15 protein-coding genes are annotated in these 15,384 nt (G+C 75.0%); 7 read left to right on the forward strand and 8 right to left on the reverse strand.

Translation table 11 applies throughout. From position 1 onward, the window contains the following. Nucleotides 1-8: 8 nt before the first annotated feature. Genes DE149_RS07475 through DE149_RS07485 form a run of 3 tightly spaced genes read right to left on the reverse strand, consistent with a single transcriptional unit; the run spans nt 9 to nt 3,277 of the window. Nucleotides 9-1,892 carry an ABC transporter ATP-binding protein gene (locus DE149_RS07475; RefSeq protein WP_036314483.1) on the reverse strand — a complete coding sequence of 628 codons (1,884 nt, stop codon included), beginning with the start codon at nt 1,890-1,892 and terminating at the stop codon, nt 9-11. A gap of 58 nt (nt 1,893-1,950) precedes the next feature. Continuing rightward, complete coding sequence (locus DE149_RS07480; protein ID WP_036314485.1) at nt 1,951-2,421, reverse strand: NUDIX domain-containing protein; 471 nt, start codon at nt 2,419-2,421, stop codon at nt 1,951-1,953. A gap of 25 nt (nt 2,422-2,446) precedes the next feature. After that, the gene (locus tag DE149_RS07485; protein WP_223247484.1) at nt 2,447-3,277 is read right to left on the reverse strand and encodes a LysE/ArgO family amino acid transporter; all 831 of its coding nucleotides are present in this window, start codon (nt 3,275-3,277) and stop codon (nt 2,447-2,449) included. Nucleotides 3,278-3,346: 69 nt separating this feature from the next. Between DE149_RS07485 and DE149_RS07490 the strand changes: the two genes are divergently transcribed. After that, nucleotides 3,347-4,270, forward strand: coding sequence for an ArgP/LysG family DNA-binding transcriptional regulator (locus DE149_RS07490; RefSeq protein WP_113914253.1), 924 nt, complete (start codon nt 3,347-3,349; stop codon nt 4,268-4,270). A gap of 94 nt (nt 4,271-4,364) precedes the next feature. Here the strand turns inward: DE149_RS07490 and DE149_RS07495 are convergent, their stop codons facing one another. The 4 genes from DE149_RS07495 to DE149_RS07510 all read right to left on the reverse strand — a co-directional run bounded on the left by DE149_RS07495 (nt 4,365) and on the right by DE149_RS07510 (nt 8,370). After that, nucleotides 4,365-4,751, reverse strand: a complete 387-nt coding sequence (locus DE149_RS07495; protein WP_036314487.1) for a WGxxGxxG family protein — start codon at nt 4,749-4,751, stop codon at nt 4,365-4,367. A 140-nt stretch (nt 4,752-4,891) separates the two neighbouring features. Beyond that, entirely contained in the window at nt 4,892-6,469 is a 1,578-nt protein-coding gene (locus tag DE149_RS07500; protein ID WP_233490721.1) for a cell wall metabolism sensor histidine kinase WalK, read from the reverse strand. A gap of 94 nt (nt 6,470-6,563) precedes the next feature. Next, nucleotides 6,564-7,292, reverse strand: coding sequence for a response regulator transcription factor (locus tag DE149_RS07505; RefSeq protein ID WP_060974070.1), 729 nt, complete (start codon nt 7,290-7,292; stop codon nt 6,564-6,566). A gap of 334 nt (nt 7,293-7,626) precedes the next feature. Continuing rightward, on the reverse strand, nt 7,627-8,370 hold the full coding sequence (locus tag DE149_RS07510; protein WP_036314489.1) for a ubiquinone/menaquinone biosynthesis methyltransferase: 744 nt from the start codon (nt 8,368-8,370) through the stop codon (nt 7,627-7,629). Nucleotides 8,371-8,572: 202 nt separating this feature from the next. On the opposite strand from DE149_RS07510, the gene DE149_RS07515 reads away from it, so the two are divergent. From DE149_RS07515 to DE149_RS07540, 6 genes are all read left to right on the forward strand, one after another. Next, the gene (locus tag DE149_RS07515; protein WP_102708653.1) at nt 8,573-9,649 is read left to right on the forward strand and encodes an iron-siderophore ABC transporter substrate-binding protein; all 1,077 of its coding nucleotides are present in this window, start codon (nt 8,573-8,575) and stop codon (nt 9,647-9,649) included. A 9-nt stretch (nt 9,650-9,658) separates the two neighbouring features. After that, nucleotides 9,659-10,714: an iron ABC transporter permease gene (locus DE149_RS07520; protein WP_113914254.1), complete on the forward strand. Its 1,056-nt coding sequence runs from the start codon at nt 9,659-9,661 to the stop codon at nt 10,712-10,714. After that, nucleotides 10,711-11,781, forward strand: coding sequence for an iron chelate uptake ABC transporter family permease subunit (locus DE149_RS07525; protein ID WP_102708654.1), 1,071 nt, complete (start codon nt 10,711-10,713; stop codon nt 11,779-11,781). Before DE149_RS07520 ends, DE149_RS07525 begins: the two co-directional genes overlap by 4 nt. Then, a complete protein-coding gene (locus tag DE149_RS07530) occupies nt 11,778-12,647 on the forward strand; it encodes an ABC transporter ATP-binding protein (protein ID WP_102708655.1) in 870 nt (289 codons plus the stop codon). The genes DE149_RS07525 and DE149_RS07530 overlap by 4 nt, the downstream gene beginning before the upstream one ends. Further along, nucleotides 12,644-13,699 (forward strand): siderophore-interacting protein, encoded by a 1,056-nt coding sequence (locus DE149_RS07535; protein ID WP_063189394.1) that lies wholly within the window; start codon nt 12,644-12,646, stop codon nt 13,697-13,699. Before DE149_RS07530 ends, DE149_RS07535 begins: the two co-directional genes overlap by 4 nt. A 101-nt stretch (nt 13,700-13,800) precedes the next feature. Then, the gene (locus tag DE149_RS07540) at nt 13,801-14,466 is read left to right on the forward strand and encodes an SDR family oxidoreductase (protein WP_102708656.1); all 666 of its coding nucleotides are present in this window, start codon (nt 13,801-13,803) and stop codon (nt 14,464-14,466) included. A 27-nt stretch (nt 14,467-14,493) separates the two neighbouring features. Here the strand turns inward: DE149_RS07540 and DE149_RS07545 are convergent, their stop codons facing one another. Further along, complete coding sequence (locus tag DE149_RS07545; RefSeq protein ID WP_049146999.1) at nt 14,494-15,273, reverse strand: Pr6Pr family membrane protein; 780 nt, start codon at nt 15,271-15,273, stop codon at nt 14,494-14,496. Nucleotides 15,274-15,384: the final 111 nt, after the last annotated feature.

Below are 15,384 nucleotides of genomic sequence, written 5' to 3' on the forward strand. Positions count from 1 at the left end.
TTCCGGGATCACCCGCTCAGCCCGTACTCCTTCAGCATCTTCCGGGCCTCCTGGGTGCCGGCCCTCTGCAGCTCGAGCAGCTGCGCGTAGATCCCGCCGGACTCGGCCAGCTCGGCCGGGGTCCCGATCTCCTGCACCTGCCCGCCGCGCAGCGTGACGATCCGGTCCACGGACGCGATCGTGCTCAGCCGGTGCGCCACGATCAGGCTCGACCGCCCCACCATCAGCTCCTCGAGGGCCGCCTGCACGAGCCGTTCGGACTTCGTGTCCAGCGCGGAGGTGGCCTCGTCCAGCACGAGGATCGGCGCGTCCTTCAGCACGGCCCGCGCCACCGCGATCCGCTGCTTCTGCCCGCCGGACAGCCGCAGCCCGCGCTCGCCGATCACCTGCTCGTAGCCGTCGTCGAACGCCTCCACGAACCGGTGCGCGTACGCGGCCTCGGCGGCGGCCCGGACGCGCTCGTCGGAGGCGTCGGGGTCCGCGTAGGCGATGTTCTCGCGCACCGTCCCGGAGAACAGGCTCGGCTCCTGGAACACGGTGGCGATCCGCCCGCGCAGCACGGCCAGGTCCAGCCCGGCGACGTCCTGTCCGAACACCTCGATGCGTCCGCTCGTCACCGGGTACAGCCCCAGCAGCAGGTGCGCGATGGTCGACTTCCCGCCGCCCGACTCGCCCACGAGCGCCACCCTGGCACCCCGCGGGATGTCGAAGGACACGCGGTCCAGCACGGGGCGGGAGGCGTCGGCGTCGTAGGCGAAGGAGACCTCGTCGAAGCGCACGGCCGGCACGTCCGCGGGGACGTCCGGCGCACCCGGCACGACGTCGGCCCGCGGCTCCGCCGGCACGCGCGGTGCGTCCGCACCCGCCGACTCCGCACTCGCGCTCGCCGCCGCGAGCGCCGCCCCGCCGGCCCGCTCGCGCTCCTCGGCGAGCACCTCGAAGTAGTCCTTCGACCCGGCGACGGCGCGCTGGGCGGAGTCCACGAGGAAGCTCATGGAGAAGATCGGCTGCCGGGCCATGTTCATCAGCTGCAGGAGGATCACCATGTCGCCCACGGAGAACAGGCCCTGCGCGGTGCGGACGAACACGATCAGGTACATCGCGCCGAAGGCCACGTTCAGGGCGAGCCGGCGCCCGGCGTCCATGCCGTGCCAGAACCGGGACTGCTGCCGGGTGATCTCCACGGTCCGCAGGAACCGGTCGCGGAACCCGGTGAGCTCGTGGTCCTGCCGGTTGTAGGCCCGCACCACGGACATCTGGGAGACCACCTCGGCGAACCGCCCCGAGGCGACGTCCACCTCCGTGTTCTTCTCCCCCTCCCACACCTGCCACTTCGCGGACGTCCGCGCGGTGAGCCACATGTACACGGGGAAGACGACGGCCAGCAGGATCGCCAGCGGCCACCAGTAGAACGCCGTGATCACGAGCATCGCGGCGGTGGTGACGAGCATGGTGAACGCGTTGTTCGCGAAGAACTGCAGAAACTGGGTGATCTCGTTGATGGTGCGGTTCAACCGGTTGACGACCCGCCCGGTGATCGCGGTGTCGAAGTACCGCTGGGGCAGGTGCAGCAGCTGCTCGAAGTACCGCGTGGAGAGAATGGTGCGCATGCGCGCGGCCATCACGTCGCCCCAGTAGCCGCCCACGCTCACCACCAGGGTGGTCGCCACCTCGACGGCGAGGAACGCGACCGCCAGCCAGGTCACCGCGGTGACGGCCTCGGCCACGTCGGTCTCCCCCGCGACGGCGGCGACGATCCGGTCCGTGGCCGCACCGATCAGGAACGGGGTGGCCAGGGCCAGCACCGCGGCCAGCACGGAGCTGACGGCGATGCCGAGGTAGAGGCGGTGGAGCTGGGGCGCGAAGCGCAGGATGCGGAGCAGCGACGTCACCGGGCCAGGCTAGTGGCCGGTGCGGACATCAGCGCGGGCCGGTCGGCCCGCCTGGAGGTCAGAACGGGGGCGCTGCCGCGACGGCGGCCAGCACGGGGTGCAGCAGCGGGGCCACGCCGTGCCCGCCCGGTGCGGCCGGGGCGGCGGGGTCCATCCAGTGCAGCTCGACGATCTCGTCCGTCGGCTCGGGGACCTCGTGCCGGGCGACGGGCCGCCACAGCGCGAACACCTCCGAGTGCAGGGCGGCGCCGGGCTCGTTGGCGGCGGCGGTGTCCCACGCGCCGAGGCGGGTCAGCTCGTCCGGGCGCAGGCGCAGCCCGGTCTCCTCGGCCACCTCGCGGACGGCGGTGTCCACGGGGGCCTCGCCGGGCACGTGCTTGCCGCCGGGGAACATGAACATGGCGGTGCCGGCCTTGCGGACGGTCAGCACGCGGCGGTCCGGGCGGGCCAGCACGACGGCGGAGACGCGGATGACCTCCCCGGCCGCGACGGTCGGCGTGCGGGAGGAGTCGGAGGGGGAAGGACTCATGCCCCCATCATCCTCCCCGGGCGGCTCAGAGGAGCGTGAGCCCCACCTTCACGGCGATTCCCAGCATGAGCACGCCCACCACGGCGTCCACGATCCGCCACGTCCGCGCCGAGTCCATGGACGGGGCGAGCTTCGTGCCGCCCCAGCCGAGCGCGGTGAACCACACGAGCGAGGCCGCCACCGCGCCGCCCACGTACGTCCACTTCGCCGCCCCGAACGTCTGCGCGAAGGTGCCCATCATCACCACCGTGTCGAGGATGGCGTGCGGGTTCACCAGGGAGACGGACAGCGCCAGCAGGATGATCCGCGGCAGCGGCGTCTGCGGGCGGTCCAGCGCCACGCGGCGCGGCTGCACGCGCTGCCGCGCCGCCACCGACCCGCCGCCCGAGGGAGCGCCCACGCCGGGCGCGCCGTCGTCGTGCTGCCCGACGCCGGCCCCGGCCGGCTCGCGCTCGGCCAGGCGGCCGGTCGCCGGGTCGATCAGGGGCAGCTCGCCGGTGAGGACCGCGAGGTCGATGCGGTCGGGCCCGTGCCCGGTCCCCGCGGCGTCCGCGGCCGCGGTCGTGAGGGTCCGGTCCCCGCGCCAGGCGGAGCGCAGCGCGCCCACGGCGAACGCGAGGAGGTAGACCACGCCGGCCACGGTCAGCGCGGGCACGAGCCACGGCCAGCGTTCGGCCACCACGCCCACGCCGCCGGCGCCGAGCACGAGCAGCGCCACATCGGCCACGAAGCACACGGTCAGGACGGTCCACACGCGGTCGCGTCGGACGATCTGGCGCAGCAGGAACAGGGTCTGCGCGCCGATGGCGACGATGAGGGCGAGGTAGGTCAGGAATCCGGTGGCGAAGATGGTCACCGAGCGAGGATAGGAGTCGCCCCACGTCCGTGCCATCGCGATTTTCTTCAGGATCTGAAGACATCCTTCATGGCCACCCCTACCCTGGACCGCATGAACTCCGACCACCTGCGCGCCCTCGTCGCGGCCGTCGACCACGGCACCTTCGACGCCGCCGCGGACTCCCTGCGGATCTCCGGCTCGGCCTTCTCGCAGCGGATCAAGGCCCTGGAGCGGCAGGTGGGCCAGGTGCTCCTGGCCCGCACCGTCCCCGTCCGGCCGACCGCGGCCGGAGAGCGCATGCTCCGTCTCGCCCGGCAGACCCTCGCACTCGAGGACGAGGCGCTCGCCGCGCTCGGCCGGGGCGATGGCGGCCGCGTGCCGCTGCGCGTGGCCCTCAACGCGGATTCCCTCGACACGTGGTGGGAGCCCGTGCTGCGCGAGGCGGCGACGTGGGACGACGTCGTCCTGCAGATGCAGTCCGAGGACCAGGAGCACACCGCCGTCCTGCTGCGGGAGGGCGCGGTCGTGGCGGCCGTGACGGACGACCCCACGCCCGTGGCCGGGTGCACCTCCACCCCGCTGGGCACGATGCGCTATCACGCGGTGTGCGCGTCCTTCCTGCTGGAGCTGCACCGCGACGCGCGGGGCCGGGTCGACTTCGGCACGCTGCCGATCGTGGACTACGGCCCCCGCGACGGCCTGCAGCACACGGTGCTGCGCCGCGTCACCCGCGGCCGGCCCGTGGCCGACCCGCCGACCCACCTCGTGCCGTCCGTGCACGCGTATCTGCGGGCGGTGGAGCTCGGGCTGGGCTGGGGCATGCTCCCCTCGGTGCAGATCCCGCCGGGCGTGCTCGAGGGCCGGCACCCCGACCTCGAGCCGATCCCGGCCCTCGGCGCAGCCGACGTGCACCTGTACTGGCAGCGCTGGACGGCCGGGACCGCGGCCCTGGACCGCCTCACGGACGCGGTGCTGCGCGCCGCGCCCTCGGCGGGGGACACCGCGGACTGACGGGCGCATTCGAGACCCGCCCCGGACGCGCCGCGACCCCCGCCGGAGGGGCGGGGGTCGCGGTCACGGGCCGCTCGGGGCGGCCGGGGTCGGGTCAGCGGGCGTCGCCGGTGCCCGGGCGGCGGGTGTCCGCGCCCTCGGCGCGCACGTCGCCGGCGCGGTCGTCCACGCGGTGCACGTCATGGTCGCGGTGCGCGCCGCCCACGTGGTGGTCGCGGCGCACGGGCTCGGCGTGCACCTCACGCTTGCGGCGGCCGGCCAGGCCCGCCAGGCCCAGCAGGCCGGCCAGGCCCCACAGGCCCCAGTTGCCGTTGTCGTCCTTCTCCTCCTCCTGGGGGGCGGGCGACTCGGAGGCCGGTGCCGTCGTGGCGGCCTCGGTGGCCGGGGCCGTGGTCTGCGCGACGGCGGCGGGGGCACCGAGGCCGGTGACGACGGCGGCGGCGAGGGTCAGGGCAGTGGCGGTTCGGCGGATGTCAGTCATGTTCGTGCTCCTCTCACCGGCGGCCTTCGCCGACCGGCGTCGGGGTGGATCGGCCGGAAGTCCCGGACGACCCTTTCGGTCATACACAGGCACCGTACATACAGGGGGGTGGGGGTACGTCAACGGTTGCCGTCCCGGGGTCAGGGCCGGCCGGCCCGGGCGGAGCCGCAGCAGGAGCCCGCAGCCCCCGGCCCGGCGCGCCCCGGGGTGCAGGGCACGACGACGTCGAAACGCGTCCACCCGTCCTCGGACGCCACGGTCACGTCCCCGCCGTGGCTGCGCGCGATCGAGCGCACGATGGCCAGCCCCAGACCTGTGGACGGCTCCGTGCCCGGGGCGCTCGACCGGCCCTTCCCGGGGCCGCGGACGAAGCGGTGGAAGAGGGTGGCGTGTCGGTCGGCCGGGATGCCGCCGCCGTCGTCGTGGACGCTGACGAGCATGAGGCCGGGCCGGGGCCGGTCCTCCCGCACGGAGGCCGTGACGGTGGTCCCGACGGGGGTGTGCTTGGCCGCGTTGGAGAGCAGGTTGCCGACCACGCGGGCCAGCTGCGACCGGTCGCCGGTGACGGACCGCTGGGTGCCCGGCTCCGCCCCCTCGGGCAGGTCCACCACCCACGTGTGGTCCGGCCACGCAGCGCGGGCGTCCATCACGCCCTCGAGGACCACCTCGGACAGGTCCACCTGTTCGGCCAGCGCCACCTCCTCGGAGGGCTCCAGACCCATGGCCCGGCCGCGCGAGACGGACTCGAGCCGTTCGAGCAGGAGCATGTCGTCCACGAGGGCCGCCATCCGGTCGGCCTGGAACAGCACCCGGCCGAGCGACCGCCGGCCGGTCGCGGAGAGCTCCTCCGTCATCGCGATCATCTCGGCGTAGCCGCGCACCGAGGCGAGCGGCGTGCGCAGCTCGTGGGAGGCGTCCGCCATGAACCGGCGCATCTGCTGCTCCTGCACGCGTCGCTGCTCCAGGGCCGCCTCGACCGAGCCGGTGAACCGTTCGAGCGCCTGGGCGACGACAGCCACCTCGTCCGGCCCTTGCAGGAGCCGAGGCGGCATGCGTGAGTCCTCCGGATCGAGCCCGGCGCGGGCCATCTCCACCTGGGCGACCCGCTCGGCGACGGCGGCGACCTCGCGCAGCGGGGCCAGTCCCCGACGCAGCCACAGGGTCACCAGGATCGCGGTGGTGAGGACGGTGACGGACAGTCCGACGGCGACCGCGAGCAGCGCCTGCCGTGCGACGTCGGACATGGCGCCCGTCGGCGCCCCCACCACGAGTACCTGGTCCGCGGCCACCCAGGGGCCCGGCGCGGTCAGGGTCTGGGCCTGGACGCGATAGGAGACGTCGCCGACGACGGCGTCCAGCATCGGCCCGCCCGGCCTGTCCCGGACGGCGTGGAGGAGGTCGTGGGCCTCCTGCGCCGTGAGCGGCACGGACTCCCCGGTGTCACCGACCCGGTGCCCGGTGAGGGCGTCCTGCTGATGCGCCTCCAGACCGGAGAGCGGGACGAGCGCGACCACCGTGCCCTCGGGCTGGCCGAGGGTGCCCGGCGCGCGCAGGTACCCCTCCCCGGGGCGGGCGTCGCCCCCTCCGCCCGGCGAGGGGGCCGTCAGCTGCTCCGAGGCGCGGATCCACGCTTCGGAGGCGTCCCGGGAGGCGGATTCGGCCAGCAGGGCCTTCGTGATGCCGGCCGCGAAGAACGAGTAGGCCAGGATGGTGGCCACCAGGATCAGAAGGACGCCGGCGCCGATGCGTCGGGCCAGCGACGTGGGTTGCGTGCGGCGGGTGCTGCCGTGCCCCGACGGGACCGCGGCGGTCTCAGGCAGGCCGGATGACATACCCGGCGCCGCGGATGGTGTGGATCATCGGATCCCGGTCCGCGTCGATCTTCTTCCGCAGGTAGGAGATGTACAGCTCGACGATGTTCGCGCGGCCGCCGAAGTCGTAGCCCCAGACGTCCTGCAGGATGCGCTCCTTGGAGAGCACCGTGCGGACGTTGGCCATGAGGAACTTCAGCAGGTTGTACTGCGTGGCGGTCAGTTCGATCTCGTCGCCGCCGCGGGTCACCTCGTGGGTGCGGGTGTTCATCACCAGGTCGCCGACCACGAGCACCTCGGAGCCGCCCGAGACCACGCCGGAGCGCTGCACGAGCCGGTGGGCGCGGATCAGCACCTCCTCCATGGAGAAGGGCTTGGTCACGTAGTCGTCGCCGCCGGCGGCCAGGCCCGCCACGCGGTCCTCCGTCGCGTCCTTGGCGGTGAGGAACATGGCGGGCATCTCCGACCAGTGGGCGCGCAGGCGCTCCAGGACGTCCAGGCCGTCCATGTCCGGCAGCATGACGTCCAGGATCGCCAGGTCCGGACGGCCGGCGGTGCCCAGCTCGGCGGCGGTCGCGCCGTCGTGGGCCACGATCACCTCCCAGCCGCAGAGGGTGAAGCCCATGGAGAGCAGGTCGGCGATCATCGGCTCGTCGTCCACGACGAGCACCCGCACCGGCGCGCCGTCCGGGTGCGAGAGCTCGGGCAGGACCTTCTTCAGCTCCGCCATGGATGACGGGCCGGTGGTGCTCTGGATGGGGCTCACAAGGTTCCTCTACGTTCAAGAGACGGTTCACGGTGCCCACGCGGACGTCGCGGGCTGCGGGGGACGAGCGCCTCGCGACGGAGGGGCGACGCCGTTCCGGGGGATGGCGGACGGGCGGCGACCGGAGGCCGGGGGGTGCGCGGATCCCCCCTCGACGGAGCCCCATGCTACGCGGATCAGCCGGGTCGGCCCAGAGTCTTCTCGGATTGCGGACATCAGCGTGACTCGTCACAGCCCTGACGCATCCGGCGGCGCCACCGGGGCCGCCCTGTGCTGACGCCGCGCCGCGTGGCCCGCGTCAGTCGACCGGCTTCATGGCCCAGTGCGTGGCCAGGGTGCCGAACATGTGGGTCTCGTGCCCGATGTTCACGAAGCCGGCCTCGGCGAAGAGGTCCGCGACCTCGTCCGGCGTGTGGAACGCCTTCGTCGAGGAGGACAGGTACGCGTAGGCCTCCGGCCGGTCGGCGATCAGCTTCGCCAGCTGTGGCATCACCCGGTGGATGTAGAAGGAGGAGAAGGGCTTGAGCACGTTGTCCGGCGCCGGCGACGTCTCGAGGGCCGCGACCCAGCCGCCCGGGCGCAGCACACGGAACTGCTCGGCGAGGGTCGCCGGGATGTCCGCGACGTTGCGCAGCAGGTAGCCGTGGGTCACGGCGTCGAACGAGCCGGCCTCGAACGGCAGGTCCGTGGCGTCCGCGACGACCCACTCGATGCGGTCCCCGCCCGCGCGGGCACGGCCGACCTCCATCATCTCGGCGGCGATGTCGGCGCCCACCACCTGCGCGTCGGGGTGCTGCTTGAGCACCTCGAACGCGAGGTCCCCGGTGCCGGTGGCCAGGTCGAGCACGCGGGCCTGCGCGGGGATGTTGGCCCGCGCCACCGTGCGGCGCACCAGGCGCGGCTCCTGACCCCATGTCATGACGGCGTTCATCAGGTCGTAGCGGCCGGCGATGGCGTCGAACATCGCGGAGACCCGGTCGTGGTGGTCGGCGGCGCCGCGCTGCGCGTCGCCGCGCGGGGCGGGGAGGGGGTTCTGGCTCACCAGGCCACCGTATCCCGCCCACCTCCCCCGACGACGCCCCTCACCGGGATTGCACAGGGGAGTTAGGTTGCCCTAATCTTCCAGAGTTACCTCACGTCGGTGTTTGCTAATACCGGCCCGGCAGGGCCGACGCATCCTCCGACCGCAGACCCGACCCCCTCCGCCCGGCGCCCGCGCGTCGCGACCGTGAAAGGCCACCACCATGGCACCGTCCCCCCTGTCCCGCCGCTCCCTCCTCGCCAGCGGGGGAGTCGGGCTCACCCTCCTGCTCGCCGCGTGCTCCACCGGCCCGGCCGGAGGCTCGGCCTCGTCCTCGTCGGCCGGTGCGTCGTCGTCAGACGCCGCGGGCGGGGACGCCGCGTTCCCGCGCAGCATCGAGCACGTCTACGGCACCACCGAGATCCCGCAGCGCCCGGCCCGCGTGGCCACCGTGTCCTGGGTGAACCAGGACGTGGCCCTCGCCCTCGGGGTGGTGCCGGTGGGCATGGCCGCCGTGGAGTTCGGCGGGAACGCGGAGAAGTCCACCGACTGGTTCGACGCGAAGCTCGCCGAGACCGAGGGCGCCCAGAAGCCCGTGCAGTGGTCCGAGGCCTCCGGCATCGACGCCGAGGCGATCGCCGCCGTGAAGCCGGACGTCATCCTCGCCGTCTACTCCGGCATCACGCAGGAGGACTACGACCGCCTCTCGAAGATCGCCCCCACCGTGGCCTACCCGAAGGACGTCCCCGCCTACGGCACCTCGTGGCAGCAGTCCACGGAGGTCATCGGCCGCGTGCTCGGCAAGGAGCAGGAGGCGGAGGAGCTCATCGCGGACCTCGAGCAGCAGATCAAGGACGCCGGCGAGAAGCACGCGGGCCTCCAGGGCGCGTCCTTCGTCTACGGCACCATCGACCCCGCCGCCGCGGACCAGATCAGCATCTACACGGACGTGGACAACCGCCCGAAGTTCCTCGAGCTGCTCGGCATGGAGCAGGCGCCGGTGGTGACGGAGAACTCCCCGGAGGACCAGGCGTTCTTCTTCACGTGGTCGCCCGAGCGCGCGGACGAGCTGGAGTCGGACGTGTTCGTCTCCTGGGCCGCCCAGGACTCGGTCCGCGAGGCCATCGAGTCCGACCCCCTGCTGGGCTCGATCCCGGCCGTGAAGGCCGGCGCCCTCGTCCTGCAGACGGACGAGCAGGAGGTCCTCTCCGTCTCCGCGATCTCCCCGCTGTCCATCCCGTTCGCGCTCGAGAAGGTCGTCCCGCCGATCGCCGAGGCCGCGAAGACCGCGCAGGGCTGATCCCTCCCCATGCCGTCCACGGCCCTGGCCTCCCCGGCCCGCGTCCGCGCGGGCGTGCTGATGGGCGCCCTGCCCGCGGCGCTGCTGCTGGCGGCGCTCGTGGCCGGCGTCGCCCTCGGCGCGCGCACCGTGCCGGCGACGACGGCGCTCGACACCCTGGGCGCGGTCCTCACCGGGCACCCCGTGCCGGAGGGCATCGAGGCGGCGGCCGTGGCCTCCCGCGTGCCCCGCGTGGTGACGGGGGCGCTGGTGGGGGCGGCGCTGGCCGTGGCCGGCGCGGCCCTGCAGGGGGCCACCCGCAACCCGCTCGGTGACCCGGGGCTGCTCGGGCTCTCCGCCGGCGCGGGGCTGGCCGTGGCGGCGGGCATGGCGCTCGGCGTCGCCGGCTCCACGTTCGGGGTGCTGGCGCTGGCCGCCGTCGGGACGCTGGTCGCGGCGGCGCTCGGCTACGCGGTGGCGGCGGCCGCCACGCGGAGGGGCCGGACGCCCGGCGCCCCCTCCCCCATGGCGCTCGTGCTGGCCGGCGCCGCGATCACCGCCGGCGCCACCGCCGGCACCACGGCGCTGCTCGTGCTCTCCCCCACGGTCCAGGACCGACTGCGGTTCTGGGCCGTGGGCACGGTGGCCCGCGCCGACCTCGGCGAGGCGCTCGCCCTGGCGCCCGTGATCGCCGTCGGGCTGCTCGCCGCCGTCGCCGTGGCCCCCGGGCTCGACGCCCTCGCCCTCGGCGACGACCTCGCGCACGGCCTGGGCGGGCGCCCGGAGCGGGTGCGCGCGGTGCTGCTGGGCGCGGTCGTGCTGCTCACGGCCGCGGCGGTGGCGCTGGCCGGGCCGGTCGGGTTCGTGGGGCTGCTCGTGCCCCACGCGCTGCGCCGTCTGCGGCCGCCGAGCACGCGGGCCCTGATGGTCGGCTGCGCCCTGTGGGGCGCCGTCCTCGTGATCCTCGCGGACCTCGCCGGGCGGCTCGTCGTGGCGCCCGGGGAGATCCACCTCGGGGTGACCACCGTCCTGCTCGGCGTGCCCGTGCTGCTGGCGCTGCTGCGCCGCCCGGGGGTGGCCGCATGAGCGTCCAGCGCACCGCCTCGGACGACGTCGTCGCCCGCCTGCGCCGCTCCGACCGGCGCCGCCTCGGAGGGGCCTGCACGGGCCTCGCCGTGGCCGTGCTGGTCCTCGCCCTGCTGCGCGTGGTGTGGGGCACGTACCAGGTGACCGTCCCGGACCTCGTGCGGATCCTGGCCGGGGAGACGATCCCGGGAGCGAGCTTCATCGTGCTGGAGGAGAAGCTGCCCCGCGCCGTGGCCGCGGTGCTCACCGGCGCCGCCCTGGGCGCGGCCGGCGCGCTCTACCGGCGCACCCTGCGCAACCCCCTGGCCTCTCCGGACATCCTGGGCGTCACCCAGGGCGCCGCGGCGACGGTCGTGCTGGGGATGCTGGCGACCGCCGGGCAGACCGGCGGCGGATCGGACCTGATGCGCGCCGCCACGGCACTGATCGGCGGCCTCGCGGCGGTGGTCGCCGTGTTCGCCACGGCCCGCTCGGTGGGCGGCGAACGGTTCGTCGTGGCCGGCATCGCGGTGGCGGCGGCGGGCCATGCCGTGGTGGCCGGGGCCATGCTCTCGCTGGCCCAGCACGACCTGCAGTCGGCCACCGTCTGGATCGCCGGCTCGCTCAACGGCGTCACGTGGGGGCGCATCGCGCTGCTCGCGGGCGTGCTCGTGGCCGCCCTGCCGCTGGCGGGGGTGCTGCACGCGCGGCTGGCCCCCGCCGACGTCGGCCCGGACCTCGCGCACGCCCTCGGCGCCCGACCGCGCCCCACCTCGGCCGCGGCGCTGGGGCTCGGCGCGGTGCTGGCCGCCGTGGCGACCGCCGTCGTGGGACCGCTGGCGTTCGTGGCGCTGCTGGCCACCCCGGTGGCGCGCGGGCTCACCCGTGGCCTGCCCTCCCTGCCGGCGGCGGCGCTCACGGGCGCCGCGCTCGTGCTGCTCGCGGACCTCGTGGCCGGCGAGGCCGTCCCCCTGCTCACCGGCGCCGCCCTGCCCACCGGTGTGCTCACCGGCGCCGCCGGCGCCCCGCTCATGCTCTGGCTGCTGCTGCGCCAGGGCCGGACCCCAGGAGGCGTGCGCTCCGCATGACCGCTCCCCCGCTCACCGTCCCGTCCCCCGCCGCACCGCGTGCCGGGGCCGCCGACGACGTCGCGATCCGCCTGCGCGGCCTGACGCTCGGCTACGGCCCGGTCTCGGCACCGCCGATCGTCGAGGACCTCGACCTGGACGTGCCCGCCGGGCGCGTCACCGCGATCATCGGCGCCAACGGCTGCGGCAAGTCCACGCTGCTGCGCGGCCTGACCCGCCAGCTCGCCCCGCGCGCCGGGAGCATGGAGGTGCTCGGCCGGGACGCCGCCCGCGTGTCCGCGCGCGACTACGCCCGCACCGTGGCGCTGCTGCCCCAGCATCCCGTGGCGCCCGAGGGCATGACGGTGGCGCAGCTCGTGGCGCGCGGCCGTCACCCGCACCGCGGGCTCCTGGGCGGCCGGGCCGCCGGCGACGACGCCGCGATCGCCTCGGCGCTCGAGCGCACCGACCTCGTGGAGCTCGCCGAGCGCGAGGCCGGCACGCTCTCCGGCGGGCAGCGGCAGCGGGCGTGGCTCGCCCTCGTGCTCGCCCAGCAGACCCCGGTGGTGCTCCTCGACGAGCCCACGAGCTACCTCGACCTCAGCCATCAGGTGGAGGTGCTCGACCTGGTGCGCGCCCTCCCGGACCCGCGCGGCGGGGGCCGGGCGACCGTCGTCGCGGTGCTGCACGAGCTGAACCTGGCGGCGCGCAGCGCGGACCACATCGTGGCGATGGCCGCGGGCCGGGTCGTGGCGCAGGGCACGCCGGGCGAGGTGATCGTGCCGGAGGTGCTGGCCGAGGTGTTCGGCCTGGACGCGGACGTGGTGGCCGACCCGCTGCTGGGCCACCCCGTGGTGCTGCCGCGCGGGGCCGGGGACCGCCGATGAGCGCCGACGGCATGATCGTGGCGCACACGCGCGTGGTGTCCGTGGAGCAGCCGTGCCGCGGGTTCCGGCGGATCGTGCTGGCGGGCCCGGACCTGGAGGCCGCCAGCGGGGACCTGCTGGGACTGCTGCCGCCCGGCGTCGCCGACCTGCACGCCCTGTACCGGGGCGCGCGGCCGCGCCGGGACTCCTATGTGAAGCTGCTGATCCCCCCGCCGGGCGGGACGTCGGCGGACCCGGACCTGTCCGCCGGGTTCCGCGCCGGGTTCCTGGCCATCCCCGAGGAGGAGCGCGGTTGGATGCGCACGTACACGGTGCGCTCGGCCGGGCTCGTGCGGCTCGACGGGCGGCAGGTGCCCTCGCTGACCGTGGACGTGGTGCTGCACGGCGACCCGGACGACCCCGCCGACCCGCATCAGGGGCCGGGCCTGCGCTGGGCGCGCGCCGTCCAGGCGGGGGACGCGGTGAACGTGCTGGTGCCCTCGGCGGAGGCGCCGGCGTGGTCCGGGTGGCGGCAGACGAGGGCGCGCCGTGTGCTGGCCGTGGGCGACGAGACCGCCGTCCCCGCCCTGGTGTCCGTGGCGGAGGAGCTCGCGGACCCGTTCGGCGGGTTCGACGGCGAGGCGGACCTCGTGCTCGAGCTGCCCCACGACGGTCAGGCCGCCGACCTCATCGCCGAGCGCCTAGCCGTCCCCGAGCCGTGGGACTGGCGGGCCGTGACGGAGCTGGCGGACCGGGGCCGCGTGCGCCTGCACGTGGGCCGCCGGGCGCCGGGGGCGCCGTCGGGGTCCTGGGCGCACGCCCGCCTCGCCGCCCTGCTGGGCGTGGACCCCGACGACGCCGGCGGGCCGGTCGCGCCGCCCGCGGCCTCCGTCGAGCGCGAGTGGACCGTCGCCGCCCTCGAGGCCGACGAACGGCCCGAGGCCTACGTGTTCCTCGCCGGGGAGTCCGCGATGGTGCGCGCCCTGCGCCGGCTCAGCGTGGGCCCCGGCGGCGTGCCGAAGAAGCACGTCTCCTTCATGGGCTACTGGCGGGAGGGTCAGGCGGAGAGCTGAGGAGTGGGGTGGCGGTCGCGCGCCGCTCCACCCTCGCACCGGCGGCGGGCTCTCCCTACTGTGGAAGTCCAGCACCCGATCGAACCGAAGGAGAGATCCCCATGACCCGCACCGTGATCATCGGCGGCCACGGCAAAGTGGCCCTGCTCGCCGCACCCCTGCTGGCGGAGGCCGGCCACGACGTCGTCTCCCTCATCCGCAACCCCGACCACGCCGAGGACGTCCGCGCCGCCGGCGCCGAACCGCTCGTCCTGGACATCGAGAAGGCGGATCAGGAGGAGCTGCTCCACGCGCTGCGCGACGCGGACAACGTCGTGTTCTCCGCGGGCGCCGGCGGCGGGGACGCCCAGCGCACCCGGGCCGTGGACCACGACGCCGCCGTCGCCAGCATGCGCGCCGCCGAGGCCGCGGGTGTGCGGCGCTACGTGATGGTGTCCTACCTCGGCGCGTCCCTGCACCACGACGTGCCCGAGGACGACCCCTTCTACACGTACGCGCAGGCCAAGGCAGAGGCGGACGAGGCACTGCGGGACTCCGGGCTGGCCTGGACCATCCTCGGCCCCGGCGCCCTGACCGAGGAGGAGGCGTCCGGCCGCATCACCGTGGACCCGGACCTGTCCGACTCCGACGCCTCGCAGCGTGAGGCCAGCCGCGGCAACGTCGCCCGGGCGATCGTGGCCGTGCTCAACGAGCCGGGCACGGTGGGCCGCAAGATCGACTTCGTGGACGGCGACGTGCCCGTGGCCGAGGCCGTCCGCGGCGACTGACGCGCCGCCAGCGCCGGGGACCGCCCCTCAGGCCAGGCCGAGGCGGCGGTCCACGGTGCCGAGCACACCCATGAGCCCGGTGAAGCCGGCCAGGATCCCGGCGAGCACGACGCCCACGCTGCGTCGGCCGAGCCGCGGCACGTCGAGGAACGGGTACGGGTACCAGTCGATGCGGGGCCCGCGCGCCATGGTCGCCGCCGCCCACATCAGCGGGATGACCGAGGCCAGCCCGGCGCGCCGCGGCGTGATCTGCCCGCGGGGGTCGCACAGCGCCCACACCGCCGGGGCGAGCACGGGGTTGACGATGTGCTGCAGCGCGTCGTTGAACCGGTAGAGGAAGGTGTCCTGTTCGCGGCCGCGCAGCACCGCGTTGTAGACGATCCCCGTGACCATCACCGAGCCGAGTCCGGCGGTGCGCACGGCCCAGAACGCGTCCGACGTGGGCGCCTCACGACGCGCGGCCAGCGTCAGCGACGTGCCCGCGACCAGCGCGTTGGACAGCCACGTGAAGTACGCCGGCTGGTTGAGGGCGTGGGACCAGCCCGCGGGGAACCCGCCCTGATAGCCGACGCCCGGGATCACCATGGAGTCCTTGGACATCCCGATGGGGAACGAGGTCAGGCACCCGATCAGCGGCAGTGCCCCCGAGACCTGCCACGCCAGGCGGCTCCGACGGTCCACCGGCGGCACGGGACGCGGCTGCAGCCGGGACACGACGGCGTGCGCGATCCGCTCACGGACCCCCTGCGGGGCGGGGCGGGTGCGGCGGACGGAGGGCAGGCTGACGCGGAGGGTGGAAAGGGGCATGGGGGGTCGTCCTCGAACGGCGGGGTCAAGGGATGAGACCGCCCATTCTCACATGAACAGCAGTTGAACGAAAGGGGGCGAGACGGAGAACACCGCCGCGCCCCCCCTCCT

The sequence above is a fragment of the Micrococcus sp. KT16 genome (assembly GCF_003315015.1).
Lineage (GTDB): Bacteria > Actinomycetota > Actinomycetes > Actinomycetales > Micrococcaceae > Micrococcus > Micrococcus luteus.

Coding starts and splice junctions, on each gene's coding strand:
- DE149_RS07515 (WP_102708653.1), top strand. CDS start 8,573: ATGGCACCGTCCCCCCTGTCCCGCCGCTCCCTCCTCGCCAGCGGGGGA.
- DE149_RS07530 (WP_102708655.1), top strand. CDS start 11,778: ATGACCGCTCCCCCGCTCACCGTCCCGTCCCCCGCCGCACCGCGTGCC.
- DE149_RS07525 (WP_102708654.1), top strand. CDS start 10,711: ATGAGCGTCCAGCGCACCGCCTCGGACGACGTCGTCGCCCGCCTGCGC.
- DE149_RS07505 (WP_060974070.1), bottom strand. CDS start 7,292: ATGGCGGAGCTGAAGAAGGTCCTGCCCGAGCTCTCGCACCCGGACGGC.
- DE149_RS07490 (WP_113914253.1), top strand. CDS start 3,347: ATGGCCACCCCTACCCTGGACCGCATGAACTCCGACCACCTGCGCGCC.
- DE149_RS07520 (WP_113914254.1), top strand. CDS start 9,659: ATGCCGTCCACGGCCCTGGCCTCCCCGGCCCGCGTCCGCGCGGGCGTG.
- DE149_RS07495 (WP_036314487.1), bottom strand. CDS start 4,751: ATGACTGACATCCGCCGAACCGCCACTGCCCTGACCCTCGCCGCCGCC.
- DE149_RS07540 (WP_102708656.1), top strand. CDS start 13,801: ATGACCCGCACCGTGATCATCGGCGGCCACGGCAAAGTGGCCCTGCTC.
- DE149_RS07480 (WP_036314485.1), bottom strand. CDS start 2,421: ATGAGTCCTTCCCCCTCCGACTCCTCCCGCACGCCGACCGTCGCGGCC.
- DE149_RS07545 (WP_049146999.1), bottom strand. CDS start 15,273: ATGCCCCTTTCCACCCTCCGCGTCAGCCTGCCCTCCGTCCGCCGCACC.
- DE149_RS07535 (WP_063189394.1), top strand. CDS start 12,644: ATGAGCGCCGACGGCATGATCGTGGCGCACACGCGCGTGGTGTCCGTG.